This is a genomic window from Gymnodinialimonas sp. (assembly GCF_059726805.1).
The window spans coordinates 1,272,709-1,291,134 of the sequence record NZ_AP041059.1 but is presented as its reverse complement, the minus strand read 5'-3'; the positions used below and the strand labels follow the sequence as shown (position 1 = coordinate 1,291,134).

At 64.6% G+C, this 18,426-nt stretch carries 25 protein-coding genes, 1 tRNA gene and 1 other RNA gene; 13 read left to right on the top strand and 14 right to left on the bottom strand.

From position 1 onward, the window contains the following. Window position 1 precedes the first annotated feature (1 nt). The 4 genes from AC6I9R_RS06420 (at window position 2) to AC6I9R_RS06405 (ending at window position 4,693) form a co-directional block, all read left to right on the top strand. Entirely contained in the window at window positions 2-1,003 is a 1,002-nt protein-coding gene (locus AC6I9R_RS06420) for an endonuclease/exonuclease/phosphatase family protein (protein WP_461427998.1), read from the top strand. Window positions 1,004-1,061: 58 nt separating this feature from the next. Further along, window positions 1,062-1,412 carry an AAA+ family ATPase gene (locus tag AC6I9R_RS06415; protein WP_461427997.1) on the top strand — a complete coding sequence of 117 codons (351 nt, stop codon included), beginning with the start codon at window positions 1,062-1,064 and terminating at the stop codon, window positions 1,410-1,412. Window positions 1,413-1,630: 218 nt separating this feature from the next. Then, window positions 1,631-3,448 (top strand): M3 family oligoendopeptidase, encoded by a 1,818-nt coding sequence (locus AC6I9R_RS06410; RefSeq protein WP_461427996.1) that lies wholly within the window; start codon window positions 1,631-1,633, stop codon window positions 3,446-3,448. A gap of 60 nt (window positions 3,449-3,508) precedes the next feature. Then, the gene (locus AC6I9R_RS06405; RefSeq protein WP_461428183.1) at window positions 3,509-4,693 is read left to right on the top strand and encodes a dipeptidase; all 1,185 of its coding nucleotides are present in this window, start codon (window positions 3,509-3,511) and stop codon (window positions 4,691-4,693) included. Between the two features lie 97 nt (window positions 4,694-4,790). Here AC6I9R_RS06405 and AC6I9R_RS06400 read toward each other — a convergent pair whose 3' ends face one another. The 7 genes from AC6I9R_RS06400 to AC6I9R_RS06370 form a co-directional block, all read right to left on the bottom strand. Further along, complete coding sequence (locus AC6I9R_RS06400; protein WP_461427995.1) at window positions 4,791-5,030, bottom strand: CDGSH iron-sulfur domain-containing protein; 240 nt, start codon at window positions 5,028-5,030, stop codon at window positions 4,791-4,793. 57 nt (window positions 5,031-5,087) lie between these two features. Continuing rightward, window positions 5,088-5,393 carry a DUF4389 domain-containing protein gene (locus AC6I9R_RS06395; protein ID WP_461427994.1) on the bottom strand — a complete coding sequence of 102 codons (306 nt, stop codon included), beginning with the start codon at window positions 5,391-5,393 and terminating at the stop codon, window positions 5,088-5,090. Between the two features lie 57 nt (window positions 5,394-5,450). After that, window positions 5,451-6,419: a Gfo/Idh/MocA family protein gene (locus AC6I9R_RS06390; protein ID WP_461427993.1), complete on the bottom strand. Its 969-nt coding sequence runs from the start codon at window positions 6,417-6,419 to the stop codon at window positions 5,451-5,453. Window positions 6,420-6,443: 24 nt separating this feature from the next. Further along, window positions 6,444-6,860, bottom strand: coding sequence for a globin domain-containing protein (locus tag AC6I9R_RS06385; protein ID WP_461427992.1), 417 nt, complete (start codon window positions 6,858-6,860; stop codon window positions 6,444-6,446). A 1-nt stretch (window position 6,861) separates the two neighbouring features. Further along, window positions 6,862-6,999, bottom strand: coding sequence for a hypothetical protein (locus AC6I9R_RS06380; RefSeq protein ID WP_461427991.1), 138 nt, complete (start codon window positions 6,997-6,999; stop codon window positions 6,862-6,864). A 215-nt stretch (window positions 7,000-7,214) separates the two neighbouring features. Next, window positions 7,215-8,111 (bottom strand): RNA polymerase sigma factor RpoH, encoded by an 897-nt coding sequence (gene rpoH / locus AC6I9R_RS06375; protein ID WP_461427990.1) that lies wholly within the window; start codon window positions 8,109-8,111, stop codon window positions 7,215-7,217. Window positions 8,112-8,333: 222 nt separating this feature from the next. Further along, window positions 8,334-9,341, bottom strand: coding sequence for an RluA family pseudouridine synthase (locus AC6I9R_RS06370; protein WP_461427989.1), 1,008 nt, complete (start codon window positions 9,339-9,341; stop codon window positions 8,334-8,336). Here AC6I9R_RS06370 and AC6I9R_RS06365 point away from each other — a divergent pair. Continuing rightward, window positions 9,340-9,654 carry a DUF6476 family protein gene (locus AC6I9R_RS06365; RefSeq protein WP_461427988.1) on the top strand — a complete coding sequence of 105 codons (315 nt, stop codon included), beginning with the start codon at window positions 9,340-9,342 and terminating at the stop codon, window positions 9,652-9,654. The two genes, AC6I9R_RS06370 and AC6I9R_RS06365, sit on opposite strands and share 2 nt — an antisense overlap. Before the next feature lie 261 nt (window positions 9,655-9,915). On the opposite strand, the gene AC6I9R_RS06360 is transcribed toward AC6I9R_RS06365, so the two are convergent. Beyond that, window positions 9,916-9,992, bottom strand: a tRNA-His gene (locus tag AC6I9R_RS06360). 164 nt (window positions 9,993-10,156) lie between these two features. On the opposite strand from AC6I9R_RS06360, the gene AC6I9R_RS06355 reads away from it, so the two are divergent. Beyond that, entirely contained in the window at window positions 10,157-10,354 is a 198-nt protein-coding gene (locus AC6I9R_RS06355) for a DUF6324 family protein (protein WP_461427987.1), read from the top strand. Window positions 10,355-10,378: 24 nt separating this feature from the next. After that, window positions 10,379-10,702: a hypothetical protein gene (locus AC6I9R_RS06350; protein ID WP_461427986.1), complete on the top strand. Its 324-nt coding sequence runs from the start codon at window positions 10,379-10,381 to the stop codon at window positions 10,700-10,702. Window positions 10,703-10,707: 5 nt separating this feature from the next. On the opposite strand, the gene AC6I9R_RS06345 is transcribed toward AC6I9R_RS06350, so the two are convergent. Next, window positions 10,708-11,166 carry an MmcB family DNA repair protein gene (locus AC6I9R_RS06345; protein WP_461427985.1) on the bottom strand — a complete coding sequence of 153 codons (459 nt, stop codon included), beginning with the start codon at window positions 11,164-11,166 and terminating at the stop codon, window positions 10,708-10,710. Window positions 11,167-11,236: 70 nt separating this feature from the next. Between AC6I9R_RS06345 and AC6I9R_RS06340 the strand changes: the two genes are divergently transcribed. The 3 genes from AC6I9R_RS06340 to ssrS all read left to right on the top strand — a co-directional run bounded on the left by AC6I9R_RS06340 (window position 11,237) and on the right by ssrS (window position 12,195). Then, complete coding sequence (locus AC6I9R_RS06340; RefSeq protein WP_461427984.1) at window positions 11,237-11,581, top strand: ArsR/SmtB family transcription factor; 345 nt, start codon at window positions 11,237-11,239, stop codon at window positions 11,579-11,581. Next, window positions 11,578-11,991: an SRPBCC family protein gene (locus tag AC6I9R_RS06335; protein WP_461427983.1), complete on the top strand. Its 414-nt coding sequence runs from the start codon at window positions 11,578-11,580 to the stop codon at window positions 11,989-11,991. The genes AC6I9R_RS06340 and AC6I9R_RS06335 overlap by 4 nt, the downstream gene beginning before the upstream one ends. A 47-nt stretch (window positions 11,992-12,038) precedes the next feature. Next, window positions 12,039-12,195, top strand: a non-coding RNA gene (gene ssrS / locus AC6I9R_RS06330) — 6S RNA. Between the two features lie 4 nt (window positions 12,196-12,199). Here ssrS and AC6I9R_RS06325 read toward each other — a convergent pair. After that, window positions 12,200-12,505 carry a hypothetical protein gene (locus AC6I9R_RS06325; RefSeq protein WP_461427982.1) on the bottom strand — a complete coding sequence of 102 codons (306 nt, stop codon included), beginning with the start codon at window positions 12,503-12,505 and terminating at the stop codon, window positions 12,200-12,202. Window positions 12,506-12,594: 89 nt separating this feature from the next. Then, window positions 12,595-13,497: a sodium:calcium antiporter gene (locus AC6I9R_RS06320; RefSeq protein WP_461427981.1), complete on the bottom strand. Its 903-nt coding sequence runs from the start codon at window positions 13,495-13,497 to the stop codon at window positions 12,595-12,597. Window positions 13,498-13,652: 155 nt separating this feature from the next. On the opposite strand from AC6I9R_RS06320, the gene AC6I9R_RS06315 reads away from it, so the two are divergent. From AC6I9R_RS06315 to AC6I9R_RS06305, 3 genes are read left to right on the top strand one after another with little or no spacing between them, the layout of a single operon-like run. Then, on the top strand, window positions 13,653-14,948 hold the full coding sequence (locus AC6I9R_RS06315) for a hypothetical protein (RefSeq protein WP_461427980.1): 1,296 nt from the start codon (window positions 13,653-13,655) through the stop codon (window positions 14,946-14,948). Continuing rightward, on the top strand, window positions 14,941-15,723 hold the full coding sequence (locus AC6I9R_RS06310; RefSeq protein WP_461427979.1) for a COG3904 family protein: 783 nt from the start codon (window positions 14,941-14,943) through the stop codon (window positions 15,721-15,723). Before AC6I9R_RS06315 ends, AC6I9R_RS06310 begins: the two co-directional genes overlap by 8 nt. Before the next feature lie 45 nt (window positions 15,724-15,768). After that, window positions 15,769-16,209 (top strand): carboxymuconolactone decarboxylase family protein, encoded by a 441-nt coding sequence (locus tag AC6I9R_RS06305; RefSeq protein ID WP_461427978.1) that lies wholly within the window; start codon window positions 15,769-15,771, stop codon window positions 16,207-16,209. 10 nt (window positions 16,210-16,219) lie between these two features. Here AC6I9R_RS06305 and nusB read toward each other — a convergent pair whose 3' ends face one another. The 3 genes from nusB to ribB are packed head-to-tail and all read right to left on the bottom strand — an operon-like array spanning window position 16,220 to window position 18,380. After that, window positions 16,220-16,705: a transcription antitermination factor NusB gene (gene nusB / locus AC6I9R_RS06300; RefSeq protein ID WP_461427977.1), complete on the bottom strand. Its 486-nt coding sequence runs from the start codon at window positions 16,703-16,705 to the stop codon at window positions 16,220-16,222. After that, window positions 16,702-17,250, bottom strand: a complete 549-nt coding sequence (locus AC6I9R_RS06295) for a 6,7-dimethyl-8-ribityllumazine synthase (protein ID WP_461427976.1) — start codon at window positions 17,248-17,250, stop codon at window positions 16,702-16,704. The genes nusB and AC6I9R_RS06295 overlap by 4 nt, the downstream gene beginning before the upstream one ends. After that, window positions 17,250-18,380 (bottom strand): 3,4-dihydroxy-2-butanone-4-phosphate synthase, encoded by a 1,131-nt coding sequence (gene ribB, locus AC6I9R_RS06290; protein WP_461427975.1) that lies wholly within the window; start codon window positions 18,378-18,380, stop codon window positions 17,250-17,252. The genes AC6I9R_RS06295 and ribB overlap by 1 nt, the downstream gene beginning before the upstream one ends. Window positions 18,381-18,426 lie beyond the last annotated feature (46 nt).

The window sequence follows — 18,426 nt, the reverse complement described above, 5'->3', positions numbered from 1 at the left end:
GATGCGGATCGCCACGTATAACGTGGAGTGGTTTTACAAGTTGTTCGATGATGCGGGCAATTTGTTGCGCGATGACGGCTGGTCGGGGCGGTGGAATGTCACGCGCGCGGCCCAGATCGACGCGCTGACACGGGTGTTCCAGGCGATGGATGCGGACGCCGTGCTGGTGGTGGAGGCCCCTGACACCAGCCGGGGCCGCGACGGGGCGGTGGCCTTGCGCGGGTTTGCCACCCAGGCGGGCTTGCGCGCGCGCGAGGTGCTGGTGGGCTTTGCCAATGACACGCGCCAGGAGCTGATGCTGCTGTATGATCCGGATGTGATCACTGCGCGCCATGATCCGTTGCAGGCGGGCGCGCCGCGGTTTGACGGGGAGTTCGCGATTGATCTGGATATCGACGCGACGGAGGACCTGGTGCGGTTCTCCAAGCCGCCCCTGGAGGCGGCCTTGGAGACGCCGGTGGGCCCGATCCGCCTGATTGGTGCGCATGTGAAATCCAAGGCGCCCCATGGGGCGAAGAGTGATGCGGATGTGATGCGGATGGCGATTGCCAACCGCCGCAAGCAGCTGGCGCAATGCATCTGGCTGCGGCGCAGGGTCGAGGCGCATCTGGAGGCGGGCGAGGCGCTGATCGTGGCGGGTGATCTGAACGACGGACCCGGATTGGATGAGTACGAGGCTTTGTTCGGACGCTCGGGTCTGGAGATTGTGTTGGGCAGTGCGGGCGCGGCCGAGCGGCGGCTGTTTGACCCCCACGCGGCTCAGGCCCTGGTGTCCAAGCTGTCGGCCACGCCCACGACGGCGCGGTTCTTCAAACGCCATGAAAATCGGTATCTGCAGGCCTTGCTGGACTACGTGATGGTCTCGCCCGGCCTGCGGCCCCGCGCCGGTCGCTGGCGGATCTGGCATCCGTTTGACGACCCGGACTGCTGGGGCCGCACGGACCTGAGGGAGGCGCTGCTGACCGCGTCCGATCATTTCCCGGTCAGTCTGGACTTGGCCTAAGAGAGGGGCCAGTTTCGGGGACTTGATCTGAGCCCCCCCGAGCCCCCATCTTAATCCCATGAAACATGTACTTTCCGCAGGACTTGTGGCCGGCGCGCTAGCGATTGCGGCGCCCGCGGCTGCGCAGGACGACGGTGATGTCTCGGAGGGCCTTGGGCTTCTGGGCGAAGGCACTCGGATGATCCTTGAAGGATTGATGGAAGAGATGCGCCCGATGATCGAGGAGGCGCGGCCTTATTTCGAGGATGAGGTCTTGCCGTTTCTCAACCGGATGGGCGAGTTGATGGACGATGTGACGTCCTACGAATTGCCGGAGCGGCTGCCCAATGGCGATATCATCATCCGCCGCTCCCCCGATGCGCCGGAGTTTGTTCCGGAGATCGGCGAAGGCGGCGACGTCGAATTGTAAAAGGGGTGTTGTAAGCAGGGATTGCGCCGGCTTCGCCGTCGCCGGGGGGCCGCGCGCGGGCTGACGCCCGCGCGCGGCGGCGCCTCATTGGTGAGGGTGGGGCTGGTTGGCAGGCGCTTGTGTTTGAGTTTTTTTGGCAAGATGAAAGGGAGGCGGGTTGAGAGTGGGCCGCGTCGGGCGCATATCTGTCTGAACGTTTTCAAGCCCGAGGATCCCTGATGCGCCTGCCTTTTCCCGTTCGTGATGCTGCAACTGAGACCGGAGGCGGGCCCCTTGAGGGTCTGCCGGAGTGGAACCTCGACGATCTTTATGAGGGGCAGGATGCGGCCGCGTTGAAGCGGGATCTGGATTGGCTGGAAGAGGCCTGCCGGTCGTTCGCGGCGGATTACGAGGGCAAGCTGGCCGCTCTGGACGCCGACGGGCTGCTGGAGTGCACGTTGCGCTACGAGAAGATCGACATGATCGCGGGGCGGATCATGTCGTTTGCGGGGCTGCGGTACTACCAGAAGACGACCGATGGCGCGCGGACGAAGTTCATGTCCGACATGCAGGACAAGATCACCACCTATACGACGCCCTTGGTGTTTTTCTCGCTGGAATTCAACCGGATCGAGGATGACGCCTATGACGCGATGATGGGCGCGAATGACGATCTGGCGCGTTACAAGCCGGTCTTCGACCGGATGCGCGCGATGAAGCCCTACCAGTTGAGCGATGAGTTGGAGAAGTATCTGCACGATGCCTCTGTCGTGGGCTCTTCGGCGTGGAACAAGCTCTTTGACGAACAGATTGCGGGGCTAAGTTTTGAGGTGGAGGGCGAGACGCTTGGCATTGAAGCGACGCTGAACCTGTTGACGGAGACCGACCGCGCGAAGCGCGAGGCGGGGGCCCGGGCTTTGGCGGAGAAGTTCAGCGAGACGGCGCCGCTCTTTGCGCGGGTGCATAACACGCTGGCCAAGGAAAAGGAGATTGGCGACCGGTGGCGCGGGTTGCCCTCGCCCCAGGCCGGGCGGCATTTGGCGAACCATGTGGAGCCCGAGGTGGTGGAGGCGCTGCGCAATGCGGTGGTGGCGGCCTATCCGCGTCTGTCGCATCGGTACTACAAGCTGAAGGCCAAGTGGCTGGGGCTGGAGACGTTGCAGGTCTGGGACCGCAATGCGCCGCTGCCGATGAGTGAAGACCGGATCGTGGGCTGGGACGAGGCGTGCCGTGTTGTCTCGGAGGCCTACGCCGAGTTCGATCCCCGCATGGCGGAGCTGGCGGAGCCGTTCTTTACCGACGGTTGGATTGATGCGGGCGTGACGGAGGGCAAGGCGCCCGGCGCCTTTGCCCATCCCACGGTGACGGATGTGCACCCTTACGTGATGCTCAACTACCTGGGAAAACCGCGTGATGTCATGACCTTGGCGCACGAATTGGGCCACGGGGTGCATCAGCGCCTGGCGGCGGGTCAGGGGGAGATGTTGTCGTCTACTCCGTTGACCCTGGCCGAGACGGCAAGCGTGTTTGGTGAGATGCTGACGTTCCGCAAGATGCTGGAGGGCGCCAAGGATGACGCCGAGAAAAAGGTGATGCTGGCGGGCAAGGTCGAGGACATGATCAACACGGTCGTGCGCCAGACCGCCTTCTATGATTTCGAGTGCAAGCTGCATGAGGCGCGGCGCGGTGGTGAATTGACGGTCGATGATATCAACGCGCTGTGGATGTCTGTGCAGGGCGAGAGCCTGGGGCCGGTGTTCGAGTTCATGGACGGGTATGAGACGTTCTGGGCCTATATCCCGCACTTCGTCCATTCGCCGTTTTACGTCTATGCCTATGCCTTCGGCGACGGCTTGGTGAACGCGTTGTATGCCGTCTATGCGGAGGGCAACGAGGGCTTTGAAGAGAAGTATTTCGACATGCTGAAGGCGGGCGGATCGAAGCACCATAAGGAGCTGTTGGAGCCGTTTGGGCTCGATGCCAGCGACCCGGCGTTCTGGGACAAGGGCTTGAGCATGATCGAGGGCTTCATCGATGAGTTGGAGGCGATGGAGTGAGCGTTGCGGCTTGTGGCAAGGGTTACGGTGCTGGCTAACCGATAGGATTGGGAGGCCATGATGCGCCTGCTGCGGAAACTACTGGGACGGGCTTTGTTGCTTCTGGTCGTGGGCCTCGCCGCGTTTTTGACCTTTGCGCCGGGGTATGTTGAGGCCGAGCGTAACGGCATCAATTGGCAGGGGCCCTATCCCGTCTCGGACAGGGCGGCGGCGTTGCATGGCACGCTGACGATTGGCGATTGGCACGCCGATAGCCTGTTGTGGGCGCGCGATCTGACCGAGCGGGGCACGCGGGGGCATGTCGATGTCCCGCGGCTGCTGGAGGGCAATGTGGCGCTGCAGGTTTTTGCCGCGGTCACGAAATCGCCTGCGGGGCAGAATTATCACCAGAACGACCCGGATGCGCGGGACAACATCACGCTTCTGGCTATGGGCCAGATGTGGCCGCCGCGCACCTGGAATTCGCTGGTGGAACGCGCCCTGTATCAAGCCGAGCGGCTGCATGGGTTCGCGGAGACCTCCGACGGGTTGCGGGTGATCACCTCGGAGGTCGAGTTGGACGCGCTGCTGGAAGCCCGCGCGCAAGGGGTTCAGGTTGTGGGCGGCCTGTTGGGCATTGAGGGCGCCCATGCGCTTGAAGGGGACATGGCCAATCTGGACCGGCTGGAACAGGCCGGGTATCGGCTGGTCGGGCTGCACCACTTCTTCGATAATGAAGTGGGCGGATCCCTGCACGGGGTGGGCAATCAGGGCCTGACAGAGTTCGGACAGGAGGTCGTGGCCGAGGTTGTGGCGCGTGGCATGGTGCTGGATCTGGCGCATTCCTCACCGCAGGTGGCGCGCGATGTTATTGCGGCCACGGATATTCCGCTGATCGTCAGCCATACCGGATTGAACTCGGCCTGTGAGGCCCATCGCAACTTCCCCGATGACCTGATGCGCGCGATTGTGGCCAATGGTGCGGATCAGGGCGGGGGTGTGATCGGGATCGGCTACTGGGCCGATGTGACCTGCGATGACAGCCCTGACGGGGTGGCGCGGGTGATCATGGCGGCGATTGACGCGCTTGGCGTTGATCACGTGTCCCTGGGCTCGGATTACGACGGGTCGGTGACGGTGGGGTTTGATACGTCAGAGCTGGCCGCGCTGACCGACGCGCTGTTGCGCGCGGGCGCGACCGAGGATCAGGTGCGCGCGGTGATGGGGGGCAACATGCTGCGCGTGTTGCGGGCGCGGTTGGAGTAGACGCGCTGCGCGCGCTTCCCGCCTCGCGCCGTCCGGCGCGACCGCCCCTCCTCGCGCCTCCCGGCGCTCCTCGCAGCGGGCCGGATTTGGGGCGCACTCAGAGTTTGGAATGGGACCCGTCGCACATCGGCTGGTTGGCCGAGGCCTTGCAGCCGCAGAAGAAGGCTTTGCCGTCTTTCTCGGCGGTGAATTTCACCGGCGTGAAATCGGAGCCCTTGTGGGAGCCGTCACAAAACGGCTGATTGGCCGATTGCCCGCAGGAGCACCAGAAATAGGATTTTCCGGCCTCGACCTCCACCGGATAGGGGGCGGTTTGGGCGATTTTTGGCGTGGACATGGGGCTGGCTCCTGAGCTGGCGGGGTGACACCTAACATGGCCCATGGGCCGCTGAGGTCAATCCAGATCGGTCCAGGGCCAGGGCTTCACGTTGGAGGCCGCCGCCTGGTAGCGGGCGGCTTTGGCCATCCAGATCCCCAGGTCGGTGCCGAAATCAGCGAGACGCTCGTTCGGCTCCCCCTTGGAGACCACCATGACGATGAACTGGATCACCGTGATCGCGGTCAAAACCGTGCTCGCGAAACTCAACATGATCGCGATCAGCACCACGTAAAGCAGCCGCTGCAATAGGGCGTCGCGCACGGTCTCGGGCTGTTCGCCGTTCACGCGACCGTCGAGGTTTGCATCGTCATTTCGGGCCATGGGTCATGTCCTTTTGGAACGGATCACGCGCATCATAACGGGCGCGTCCGGCACTTTCTATACGCATCCTTTGGCGAAGATCTGATCGAGGGCGGCCTCGGTCCCGCGCGAGAATTCCAGCGGGCAGGCAAAGGGCGTGGCCTCCAGGACGTGAGCGGCCACGGCCTCCACCTGGGCCACGTATTGATCGACGCCAGGGAAGCGGATCACCTGCACGTCCGCGCCGTCGCGCGCGATGATGATCTGCGCCTCGCCGTAAGAGCCGGGGTTGAACGGCGCAGGCAGGGTCAGCGTGCCTTGGGTGCCGTGGAACATCATCTGTTGGTGACGCGCGGCGCGCATGGAGACGTGGAAATTGAACCGGACCTCGCCCGCAGTTGCCGCGACCCAGGCGGAGGTATCGACGCCGTTTTCCAGGACCCAATCGACATGGGTCGGCACGGGCTCCAGCCCCGTGGCGAGGCGGAAACCGCCAAGGGGGTAGACGCCCACATCGCGCAGGGCGCCGCCGCCCAGATCAGCGGAGAGGCGAATGTTCGACGGGTCGGCCAGCGCATAGGTGAAGGCGCCGCTGACACTGCGCAGGGTGCCGATCGCGCCTTCTGCCAAGAGCGCGCGGGTGCGCTGCCACTGCGGATGGTGGGCGGGCATCCAGGCCTCGGCGATCAGGCGCGATGTCGCCTCACGCGTGGTGATCAGGTGGTCGAGGTCAGCGATGCTGAGCCCGATGGGCTTTTCGCAGAGCACGTGTTTGCCGGCGGTCGCGGCCCTGGCGCTCCATTCCGTATGCAGCGCGTTGGGCAACGGAATGTAGACCGCGTCAATCTCGGGGTCATCCAGGATCGCGTCATAGCTGCGTTCGACCCTAAGGCCCGGAACCAGGTCCGAGAACGGAATGGCGCGCGCCGGATCACGGGTGGCAACCGATTTCAGATGGGTTCGGCGGGCGGCATGGATCGCGGGGGCCATGGTTTTGCGGGCAAAACCGGCGGCGCCCAGGATCCCCCAGGTCAAATGCGTTTTCATGGGGGTTTGGTAGCGCGCCCTGCCCTAGGCCGCCAGAGGCATCGCTTTGATGCGCGGGCCGTGGGCCTCGGCCAGCATCGTCGCGAGGATCAGGCCGATCACGTCGGACCAGGCCTCTTCCAGCTGGTGGTCATGGCCCAGATGCTCGGACACCATATCCATCAGTGCGGCATGAAGCGCCATGTAGCCCCGGGGGGACATGGCGTGTGCGCGCAGGGTATGGGCCAGCGGCGCGACATGGCGAAGCAGCGCGGCGGGGGTGTCGATCAGCGCCACGGCATCGGCGAGCAGAGCGACCGGGGAGAGCGGCATGCGCCGGGCCAGCGCCGGGGCGTAGCGGGCCAGATGCATCTCGAACGCCATCGCAGATTGGGCGGGCCGACGGGTCAGACGCGGCAGGGTGGCATGGACGAGGGCGATTTGGGTGGGGGTCACATACATCTCACGCCCCTTCGCGCGGCAGGTCTTGGGCCGCCCGCGCGAGGCTGAACTGCGGCAAGCTGCGGAGCGCTGCGAAGACGTCCGCCGGGGCGGGCGGATGAGGGGCTGCGGGTTTGAGGCTCAGGAGGCGGCGAAGCATGGGGGCGGGTCCGGTGATGAAGGGGCGATGTCTTGGGCGCAACATGCGCCCTGCCCGCCGCGCCCGAAAGGGAGGGTTTCCCTACCTGCGACTGTGCTTTTGCGCAAAGAAAAGGCCCACACCGCGCAAGCGGTGTGGGCCTTTATCGTGCGGGCGCCGTCTTGGGTGGCGGCGCCCGTGTATTATGCGGGCATCGCCATGCCCTGCTGTTTCCTTTACGCAGACGTCAGCATGCCCTGCTGACGGGCCATCTCGCGCATGCGCTTTTGCAGCTTCTCGAACGCGCGCACCTCGATCTGGCGGATCCGCTCGCGGCTGACGTCATAGACCGCCGAGAGGTCTTCCAGCGTCACCGCCTTCTCCTGCAAGCGGCGCTGGGTCAGGATGTCTTTCTCCCGATCATTGAGCACTTCCATCGCCTCAGCCATCAGGGCCATGCGGCTTTGGTACTCGTCCCGCTCCGCGTAATCCGTCGCCTGATCGGCATCCTCATCCTCCAGCCAATCCTGCCACTGCGCGGTGCCGTCATCCTCGGACCCGACCGTCGCGTTCAGAGAGGCATCCCCCCCGGACATCCGGCGGTTCATCGAGATCACTTCGGTTTCCGTAACGCCTAGGTCGTTGGCAATGCGAGCGACGTTTTCAGGACGCAGGTCGCCTTCCTCCAGCGCGCCGATACGGGCCTTGGCTTTGCGCAGGTTGAAGAACAGCTTCTTCTGGGCGGACGTCGTGCCCAGTTTCACCATCGACCAGGACCGCAGGACATATTCCTGGATCGCGGCGCGGATCCACCACATCGCATAAGTGGCCAGGCGGAAGCCCTTTTCGGGGTCAAACTTCTTGACCGCCTGCATCAGACCCACGTTGGCCTCGGAAATCACCTCGGCCTGGGGCAGGCCGTAGCCGCGATAGCCCATGGCGATCTTGGCCGCGAGGCGCAGGTGCGAGGTCACCATCTGATGCGCGGCATCGGTGTCCTCATCCTCGACCCAACGCTTGGCGAGCATGTATTCTTCCTCCGGCTCCAGCATCGGGAACTTGCGGATTTCCTGAAGGTAACGGTTCAGTCCGCCCTCAGGTGTCGGGGCGGGAAGATTTGCATAATTGGCCATGTCTGGTCCCCCTATTGCGTTTGGTCCCGGTTTTGCGGGCCGGATGCGTTGATGCACGTCCGGTATGAAGGATATGTAAATACGATTAACTTAACTTCAAGAGGCCGTATTCACATTTCGGATGGGGGTTATGCACCTTGCGAATACGAACAGCAATATCCATCGACGCACGATCACGTGCATTTGTGCACATGTTACAGGGCTATCCTGTGGAATAGGCGCTTAGGCCAGCGCCGCCAGCAACGCACGGAAATCCTCGGGCAAAGGTGCCTCAAACCGCAGGGTCTCTGCGCTGACGGGATGCACGAACCCCAGGGTGGCGGCGTGGAGCGCCTGGCGCGGGAAGCTGTTCAGCATCTCGTGGCCCGCCACCTTGGCGCTGACCCGCCTTCGCCCGCCATAGGTCTGATCGCCGATCAGCGCGTGGCCCGCGTGGGACATATGCACCCGGATCTGATGGGTGCGCCCGGTCTCCAGCCTGCAGGCCACCAGCGCGACCGGGCCGTGGGCCTCCAGCACGCGCACGCGGGTCACCGCATGCCGGCCGCCGGTGAACAGGACCGCCTGGCGCTGACGGTCGGTCTTGTGGCGCGCCAGCTGGGTGGTGATCTTCACCATCGCCCCCTCGAAGCTGACGCCTTTTACCCCGCGCAGGCGCGGGTCGGCCCCGTCCGGCACGCCGTGGCACAGCGCCAGATACTCCCGCTCCATCGAGTGATCGGCGAACTGCGCGGCCAACCCGTGATGCGCCCGGTCGGACTTGGCCACGACCAAGAGCCCCGAGGTATCCTTGTCGATCCGGTGCACGATGCCGGGACGCTTCTCTCCGCCGACACCGGACAGCTTACCGCCGAAATGATGCAACAACGCGTTGACCAATGTTCCGGATGGCGAGCCCGGCGCCGGATGCACCACCATGCCCGCAGGCTTGTTCACCACGATCAGGTCGTCATCCTCATGGAGGACGTCGAGCGCGATATCCTCGGCCACAGTCTCGACATCGACCGCCTCTTCCACGGTGATCGTGACCGCGTCGCCCTCCACCACGCGCGCCTTGGGGTCGGTCAGCACCGCGCCGTTCACGGTCACGGCGCCCGCCGGGATCAGTTTCGCCAACCGCGTCCGGCTGATCGCTTCGCCCTCTGGCACGGCGCGCGCCAGTGCCTTATCAAGGCGCGGACCCGGATTGGGGCCGATGACAACTGAAACAAGACGCGTAGGGCTAGACATGGCGGATGACATTCCCGAAGGTGACGGCCCCCTGCCCCCCAACCTGCGCTTCCTGCGCGTGTTGGTGACGGTGCTGACCGGCGTGATGATCCTCGGCGTCTTAACGGTCATCTTGCTGCTTGTCATCCGACTGAATGACGTGCGCGGCCCGGTTCTGGTCCACCCCGACGTCTTCGAGATCCCACCGGGTGTGGGCACCGTCGGCTATAGCGTGATCAACGGGTATACGGTGATCATCGGCGACGACGGCATCATCCGCGTCTTCGCGAGTGATACGCAGGACCTGGTGGAAGAGATGATGCTGCCCCAGTGACGGCTGCGAGAAGCGGGCAAAGCCCGCGCGGAGGGGCCGACTCGACTTAGCGCGCAGAGTGTTGGGACGGGGTTCCGCCCTCAAGGAGCCCGCAGGGACTTGGCGCTTGCTCCCGTCCTCAAGTAGCCCGCGGGGCGTTAGGACCATGGATAATGTCCTCAAGTAGCCCGCAGGGCGGTAGGACCATGAATAATGTCCTCAAGTAGCGCGAAGCGCGGTAGGACCATGAAGATCATGCGGTAGGACAATAAAAGGGATTAATGGTACCAGCGCCCCGGCTCGAACGGGGGACCTCCTGATCCACAATCAGGCGCTCTAACCAACTGAGCTACGCCGGCATCCATCGTGCATCACCTGCACGCAGGCGGCATAGCGCTGGCCCCTTCCGATTGCAAGAGGCTCAAATGCGTGAAACCACATCGCGCCGCTCCCTTGCCACCACCCGCGCGCCTGCGCTACGCCCAATACAGCAGATCATCGCAAAACAGACCCGGAGGCTCCCATGGGGATCAACAGCGAAAACGACCTGGCCGCCGATCTTCAGATCGGGCCGACGAACCTGGGCATGGTGCGGATCTACCTTGTGGGCGAGGGCATCGATCTGCCGATGGATTTTGACCCCGACGAGGCCGAAGACATCGCCGAAGAACTGCGCGCTGCGGCGGCGACCGCGCGCAAGGTCGGCAAGAAGGGCAAGTAGCGCCATGCCCCGGGGGTCGCACGCATGAAAGACCTGATCTTCATGCTTCTCAAGGGGCTTGAGCTTTCAGGCTACCTGGTGATCGGCTTCCTCCTCAGCACCGGGGCATCGCTGCTGTCGCTTTGGGCGGCAGGAACCCTGCCCGCTGCCGAGACGGGCGGCGCAGGACTTCAGGAGCCCGTCGGCTACGCCATGGGCTATGGGCTGGTCTCAACCCTCATCGCCCTGCCGGTTTGGCTGGTGGCCTGCCTCGTGCCCGCCCTGCGGTGGCGCAACGCCTGGTGGATCGCGCTTGTGCTGGCGAACGGCTTCATGCTGGTGGCCTTGACGACGGACATCATGGGCTAGGCCGGTCAGCCCATCACCCCGGCGGCGGGATCCCGCAGGACCTGCAGGCGCAGGGCCGCGCCGCGGGCGAATTTCTGGGTCACCGCCTTGCGCCTTGCGCCCGCCAGCTTTGTCTCTGGCCCCATCCGCAGGATCTCGGCGTCGTAGCCGTCGGCGATGATCAGGCCGGTGTCATCGGGCAGAAGCTCAGTCGGAAACGCCTCATCTACCGCCCAAAAATAGCGGTCTCCCCATTCCAGGTACCCCTCCCACTTGGCGTCGGAGGTGAAATCCACCCGGGAGGATTTGCACTCGATCACCCACAACTCGCCCTTGGGCCCCATCGCCATCACGTCGAGCCGTTTGCCGCGTTCCGGTGTGAATTCTTCCAGGGTCACGAAATCATGGCTGCGCAAATGGCGGCACACGCCGCGTGCCAGCAATTGGCCGGGCATCAGGGTAATGTCTGTCGCTTCGTCTCGCATAGTGGAAGCATGAACAATAGGTGAACAAAAATCAAGCGACTTGACATGATACCATTTGGTTTCATATCTAATGAAGACCAAATGGTATTATGACATGCACACAGATCCCCATGCCACCTTCCGCGCCCTCGCCGACCCCACCCGCCGCGACATCCTCGGGCTCTTGAGCGCGCAGCATCTGAGCATTGGCGAGGTCGCAGAGCATTTCGACATGACCCGCCCCGCGATCAAGAAGCACCTTCGCGTGTTGGAAGAGGGGCATCTGATCACCGTCACCGCCAAGGGGCGCGAGCGGATCAATGCGATCAACCCGGACGGATTCCGTGCGGTTGAGTCCTGGCTCAGCTTCTTTGACCGGTTCTGGGATGATCGCCTTTCTGCCCTCAAAACAGCCGTCGAAAAGGAAACCAAATGACCAGCCATACGATCGAGAAGACCCTGATCCTTTCCGCCCCGCCCGCCGAGGTCTGGGCTTTCCTGACCGATCCCGACAAGCTGGCGATCTGGTTCCACCGCCCTGAGCGCGCCCTGACAACGCCCGGCGCATTCTCCATGCCCGGGGAAGACGGCGCGCCGCTGGTCTGGGGCGAGGTGCGCGAGGCCACGACCCCCACGCACCTGTCCTACAGCTTCACCGCACGACCCATGGGCGGGCTGATGACCGAGGTGACATGGACCCTGACCGCGGTGGAGGCCGGCACTCGTCTGCATCTGCGCCACGACGGCATCCCCACGGGCGCCGAGGCGTTCGGCCTGCTGACCGCCTTTGACGGGGGATGGGACAAGCACCTGTTGTCCCTGCGCGAAGCAATTTCAGCCAATTAGCACCTGCCCCTTGCCGGATGCCCCGCCGCCGCCTACCTACCGACGTGGCGGATCTACCCTTCTCGTACCTGTGGCAACATTCCAGTGGCCTTAAGCAAATCCGAGGGAGCTGGCTCTGGCTTGGCCGTGGCCCTGCTATCTGGCGCCCACCTGTATATACAGGTCCTCGGGAATATACGCCTCTACGGAAGCGGTGGTCCCCGCCACTTTACCGGCCGCGCGTGTCCTGCACGCGGACCGGGATCGGGATCGCAAGCGGCTCGGGCGCGCGCTTGCCGCCTTCCTGGTCGTCGTCGCTTTCCATCATCATGATGCGAATGCCGATCTGGACCGAGCCAAAGGTGATCCAGCACAGAACCGTCATCACGATCAGGGCCAGGGGCCCCTCGGACGTATGGGTCACCAGATGCCAGAGGTTCGCCACGTTGAACCACAGGATCGTCGCAACGAAGGCAAGTGCGATGACGCCGCCGTAAGCGGCATGGCGCAGGATCATCTTGATGTAGTCAGGCATGGCGCGACTCCTTTGCTGCCCCAAAGATAGCAGCCCTCGCCCCACGTTCCACTCTTTTTGAGGGTGCTCTTCGGCGGCCACACGCCGCCTCAGGTCAGCACGGTGACGACGTAAGCCGCGTATCCCGCAAGCCCTATCGCCCCCGCGATACGGCCCACCCGCCCCCAAAGGCCAAGCGCCAGAAGCGCAGCAGCCGTCAGGGCCAGGCCCCAAACCTCAGCCATATGCAACGACGGCGGCACGGCAATCGGCTGCACCAGCGCGGTGATCCCGAGGATGCCCAATACGTTGAAGATGTTAGAGCCTACGATATTGCCCAGGGCCATCGCGCTTTGCCCGCGCAGCGCAGCAGAAAGGCTTGCGGACAACTCCGGCAAGGACGTGCCAAGGGCAACCACCGTCAGACCGATCACCGAGGGCGGCACGCCGAAATCCCCGGCGATGCCTACGGCACCACCCACCAGCGCTTGGGCACCGCCGATCAGAAGCACCAGGCCAAGGCCCACGCATAGAAGGCTGAGGGGCAGGCCGAAACCCGGTGCATCGGGTCCGCCACCCGACTGGCCAACCCAGAGGCTGGCCAGAAGGAAAGCCGCAAGCGCCCCCAGAAACAGCGTGCCCACTGCGACACCGATGCCCCCCAGAAGCAGCACGCCGATCATCGCCGCCGTCGCCACGGCGACGCCCACGGCCTCTACCCAGCCCAGCCGCGCGACGATGGGTGTAATCAGGGCGGTCGCACCCAGGATCAGCGCCACGTTGGCGATGTTGGAGCCGATGACGTTGCCCAACGCGATCCCCGGCGCGCCCGACAGGGCCGCCGTGACCGATGCCGCCAGTTCCGGGGTCGAGGTGCCGAACCCCATGACCACGGCGCCCACGATAGCGGGCGTGATCCCGAATCGTACCGACAGGCCAAGTGCCCCGCGCACAAGAATTTCTCCGCCCGCCACAAGCAGCGCCAAGCCCGATACAACAAGCAGGTAATCCAAGGTGAAATCTCCACCGATCCTGGGGATCAGACCGCCCGCCCCGGCATCGGTGCAGCGCAAATGGGGAGGATTTTCGCCGCTACAAGCCCTGCACCTTGGGCACGGGCGCAACAGCGTCTATATTCCTGCTTCGAGCCCACAGCAGGAGGCGCAAGATGCCCAACAGCCCGACCCGCAACGCCAACCCCCATGGGTTGGCCCATGCCCGAGAGCTTCAGGGCCATCTGACCTGGCTGGAAAGCTTCTCAGGCACCGCTTTGGCAGTGCTGGCGACGGCCTCCGGCATCTATACGTACCTCGGCGTGTCGTCGTTGCTGGATGACACCGGCGCCTTGTCTTTCTTTGCGGCCTCCGCCTATTCCATTGCCGTTTCCGTCGGCATCTTCGTGTTCTGGTCCTACCTGTTGCGGCTGATGCCCGCGATGCGCACCACGGCGGCCAAGCTGAAGCTGATGGGGGCGATGGCCTTGGGGTCTCTGGCGATCATCGCCATGTCGTCCTGGCTGAACGCGGCGGCGCTGGCGGGATCAGCGGCGGTGGAACAGCACCTGGCGCAGACCGTGCAGGAATACCAGGAGGCGCTGGAGCAGGCTCATGACACCGCCGTCAGCGCCCAGGCCTTGGAGCGTGACGTGACCCGCGTGCGTCAGTCGTTCGAGGATCTGTCCGAGCAGGAGGCCGACGGCAACCTCTCCGGCCTCGCCGGGCGCGGCGCGGTGTTCCGGGTGCTGCGCCAGAAGGCCGAGGAACTCGCCGCGCTGGAGGTTCAGATCCAGGCGCAATCGCCCCTGATCGAGGCGGCATTTGAAGAAGGCAACGTGATTCTGTCGCGGATGCGGGCGCTGATCGTGGAGCCCGGCGCGGTCGAGGCCCGCTCCGTCGCGTTCTCCGAGGATGCCGTGCGCCTGGCGGGCCTTGTGTCGTCCCTGCGGCAATTGTCCGTGGCGCCGCTGGTGGACCGCGCGGCAGAGGACCTGTCGGCCTCCGTGGTTCTGCCGGAACTCGATGCCTCGGGCGCGGGCGGGCAAGAGGCGCAGGCCTCTACCATCACCTCCGTTCTGCAAGTGCTGGCCCTGCGCGCTGCGTCGCTGGAGGACGCCGCCGAATTGGTCATCGCACGGCCCGACACGGCCCAGGTGACGTATACGCCGATCTCTTCCGCCGATGCCGTCATCCTTTATGCAGGCAACTTCGTACCCTCCTGGGCCGGGGCGATTGCTATTGACCTTCTGCCCGCCGTGCTGGTCCTGATCCTGATGGTCACCCAGGGCGCGATCCGCGCAGGGCGCGGCGATCTGCCGGCCGAGGACACGCTGACGCTGGCCGAGCTGCGCGCCGCGCTGCATGCGATGCGCGAGATGGAGGCGTTGGATCATCCCCCTGCGGCCCAGGCGCCGCCGCCTGAAAACGTGAAGCCCCTGGCGCCGCAGCCGGTCCGCTCCAATGATTGAGACAGAGGAGGCTCCGCGCGGCTTCACCGTCAAACGCGCGATCACCGCGATCCTCGCGTTCCAGATCGCCATGGCGGTGGTCCTGGCGGGCTCGGACTTGATCTCGGCCCTGCCGCGCCTGCTGGCCGGGACCTCCGCGCCCAATCTCGACGCGCCCGTGGCCCCCGGCGATCAGGTCCGCCGCTACCGCCCCGGCGATCTTCCGGCGCGCGACCGCACGGACCCCGCGCGGCAAACGCCGATCCCCGACCCCGGCGATATGCCCACCCGACTGCGCTTCTCGGTCGAGGGCGACGTGGCGCTTCTGACCGGCCAGATCGCACCCGGCGACAGCGCGCGGTTCGCGGAATGGCTGGAGGCCGACGCGACCTTTGAAGCCATCCGGCTGCATTCCCCGGGCGGCTCCGTTCAGGACGCGCTGGCGATCGGCCAGGCGATCCGCGACGCGGACCTGGCGACGATGATGGAGCCGGGCGACATCTGCCTGTCCGCCTGCCCCTACGTGCTGGCGGGCGGCACGACCCGCGAGATCCCCGAGGGCGCGATGGTCGGCGTTCACCAGCACTACTTCGGCGAGAACACCGCCCTGCCCGCCTTTCTCGCCATCGAAGACATCCAGTTCGGCCAGGGCGAGGTCATGGCCCATCTCGACGCCATGGGTGTGGACGTCCGCGTGATGCAACATGCGCTGACCACCCCGCCCGATGCGATTTATGTGTTGCTCCCCGAGGAATTGGTGGAATATCGCATGGTTTCCGCGCCGGATGATGCCTGAGCGCATCCGCGCGCCCCACTGCCCATCGCCCATCTGGAGGCCAAAATGTCTGAACGCCTGAACTACATCGCCATCAACGGTCCCGCCATCGCGAGCATGTTCAAGGCCAAATCCGATGTGACCAAGATCGAGCATAAGCTGAAAGCGCTGGTGGAGGTCCGCGTCTCGCAGATCAACGGCTGCGCTTATTGCGTCGATGTCCACACCATGGATGCCCGCAGCGCCGGAGAGACGCAACAACGGCTCGACTGTCTGCCGGTCTGGCGCGAAGCGCAGTTCTTCGACGCGCGTGAACGCGCAGCGCTGGCCTGGGCGGAGGCGGTCACGCAGGTCGCGACCCAAGGCGCGCCGCAGCCGCTTTATGACGCGCTCTTCGACCATTTCTCGGACGCTGAGGTTGTCGATCTGACGCTGGTCATCGCGCAGATGAACGCCTGGAACCGGCTGGCAGTCAGCTTCGCGGCCAAACCCAAACCGCGCGACTAGGACCTGAGACCTAGAAAGCCTCGGGCTTGGCCTCGCGCGCCATGTGATCGAGCACCGCGTTGACGAACTTCGCCTCGCGGCCCTCGGGGAAGAAGGCGCGCGCGACGTCCACGAATTCCGTGATCACCACCTTCGGCGGCGCGTTGCCCGCGACCAGCTCGGCCCCCGCTGCACGAAACAGCGCCCGCAAGGTGGGATCGATGCGGTCAATCGGCCATTTTTCCACCAACGCCCGGTCCGTCATCTGGTCGATCACGGCCTGGCGGCCCAGGGCGTCTTCCAGGGTCTTGCGAAACAGCGTGGTATCGCCTTCCGCCATCTCTTCACCCTCGTAGACAGCGCCGAAACGGTGCGTCTCAAACTCCTGTCGCACCGCGTCGAGCGTCTGGTTGGAATGCTCCATCTGGAACAGCGCCTGCACGGCATAAAGCCGCGCGGCAGAGCGCATCTGGCGCTTTTCGTCCCGATTGGGACCCTTTGGTTTCTTCTCGCTCATGCCGTGCTTGATCCGTCCGCGATCTCGATGGTGTCGCCGGAAAACCCCTTGGGTTTGAACCCGAGGTTCCCCTTAGGCGCGCCATACTTGCGCGTCAACGCGATCAGGTGCAGCGCCGCCTCTGCCGCGCCACCGGCGGTGTTCAGCCGCGCGCCATCCGCGCGTTCCTCGGCCTGATCACGGTTCTCCACGGTGATGATGCCGTTGCCGATGCAGATGCCCTGCAGGCCTAGCATCGTCAGCGCGCGCGAGGACTCGTTGACCACCACGTCGTAATGCGACGTCGCCCCTCGGATCACGCAGCCCAGCGCGACAAAGCCGTCAAAGTTACTCATCCGGTGCGCGATGCCGATGGCGGTGGGTACCTCCAGCGATCCGGGCACCTCGATGGTCTCATGGGCCACACCGGCGGCGTCCAGCACACCCCGCGCCGCCGCCAGCTGCGCCTCGGAAATGCTGGTGTAGTAAGGCGCGATCACGATCGCCACTTTCACCGACTTGTCAAAGCTCGGCAGCCCAAGGTCGTTGTCTGAATGTCCCGCCATTATCCAAGCTCCGAGATTTTGCGTGTGCCCACAATCGACAGGCCGTAGGCATCGAGCCCCACGACCTTGGGTTGAGGTGAATTTGTCAGAAGGATCATGTCGCTCAGCTCCAGCGACGACAGGATCTGCGCGCCAAGGCCGTACTGCCGCAGGGTCTGCGGGCTGACCTCATCATCGGCGACCAGCTTCATCGTCAGGTCCCGCAACAGCACCAGGACACCGCGCCCCTCTTCGGCTATGAGCCTCATCGCATCGTTGAACTCACCGGCGCGGCCCGCCGGGCCGATCCCCACCACATCCAGCAGCGGGTCCATCGCGTGCATCCGCACCAGCACCGGGTCGTCGCCGCTGATGTCGCCCTTGATCAGCACGATATGCTCGGCGCCCTGGGTCTGGTCGGTGTAGATCCGCATCTTCCATTCACCGCCGAACTCCGAGGTGATGACCTCTTCCTGCTGCACCCGCACCAGGTTGTCGTGGCGGCGGCGGTAGGCGATCAGATCGCTGATCGTGCCGATTTTGAGACCGTGGCGTTGCGCAAAGGCGATCAGATCCGGCAGCCGTGCCATGGACCCGTCGTCATTCATGATCTCACAGATCACGCCTGAAGGATTGAGCCCCGCCAGCCGCGAAATATCCACTGCCGCCTCGGTATGGCCCGCGCGGACCAACACGCCACCGTCGCGCGCGCGCAATGGGAACACATGGCCCGGCGTCGCGATATCCTGAGCACCCTTGCCGCTGTCAATCGCCACTGCCACGGTCCGCGCCCGGTCATGGGCGCTGATACCCGTGGAGACGCCCTCGCGCGCCTCGATGGAAATGGTGAACGCCGTCTCGTGGCGCGAGGAATTATTGGTGCTCATCAGGCTCAGGCCCAGCGCGTCGATCCGCTCGCCGGGCAGGGACAAGCAGATCAGCCCGCGCCCGTAAGTGGCCATGAAATTGATCGCCTCGGGCGTGGCCATCTGCGCCGGGATCACCAGATCGCCCTCATTCTCGCGGTCCTCGTGGTCCACCAGAATGAACATCCGGCCATTGCGCGCGTCCTCCAGGATTTCCTCGATGGACGAGATCGCATCCGACCAGTCCCGTTCCACGGGACCGGGGGTTTCAAAGGCTTCGGTCATGGCGCGGCGTCCCCTCTGCACGGCTTCATGGGGCCAGATAGTCCAA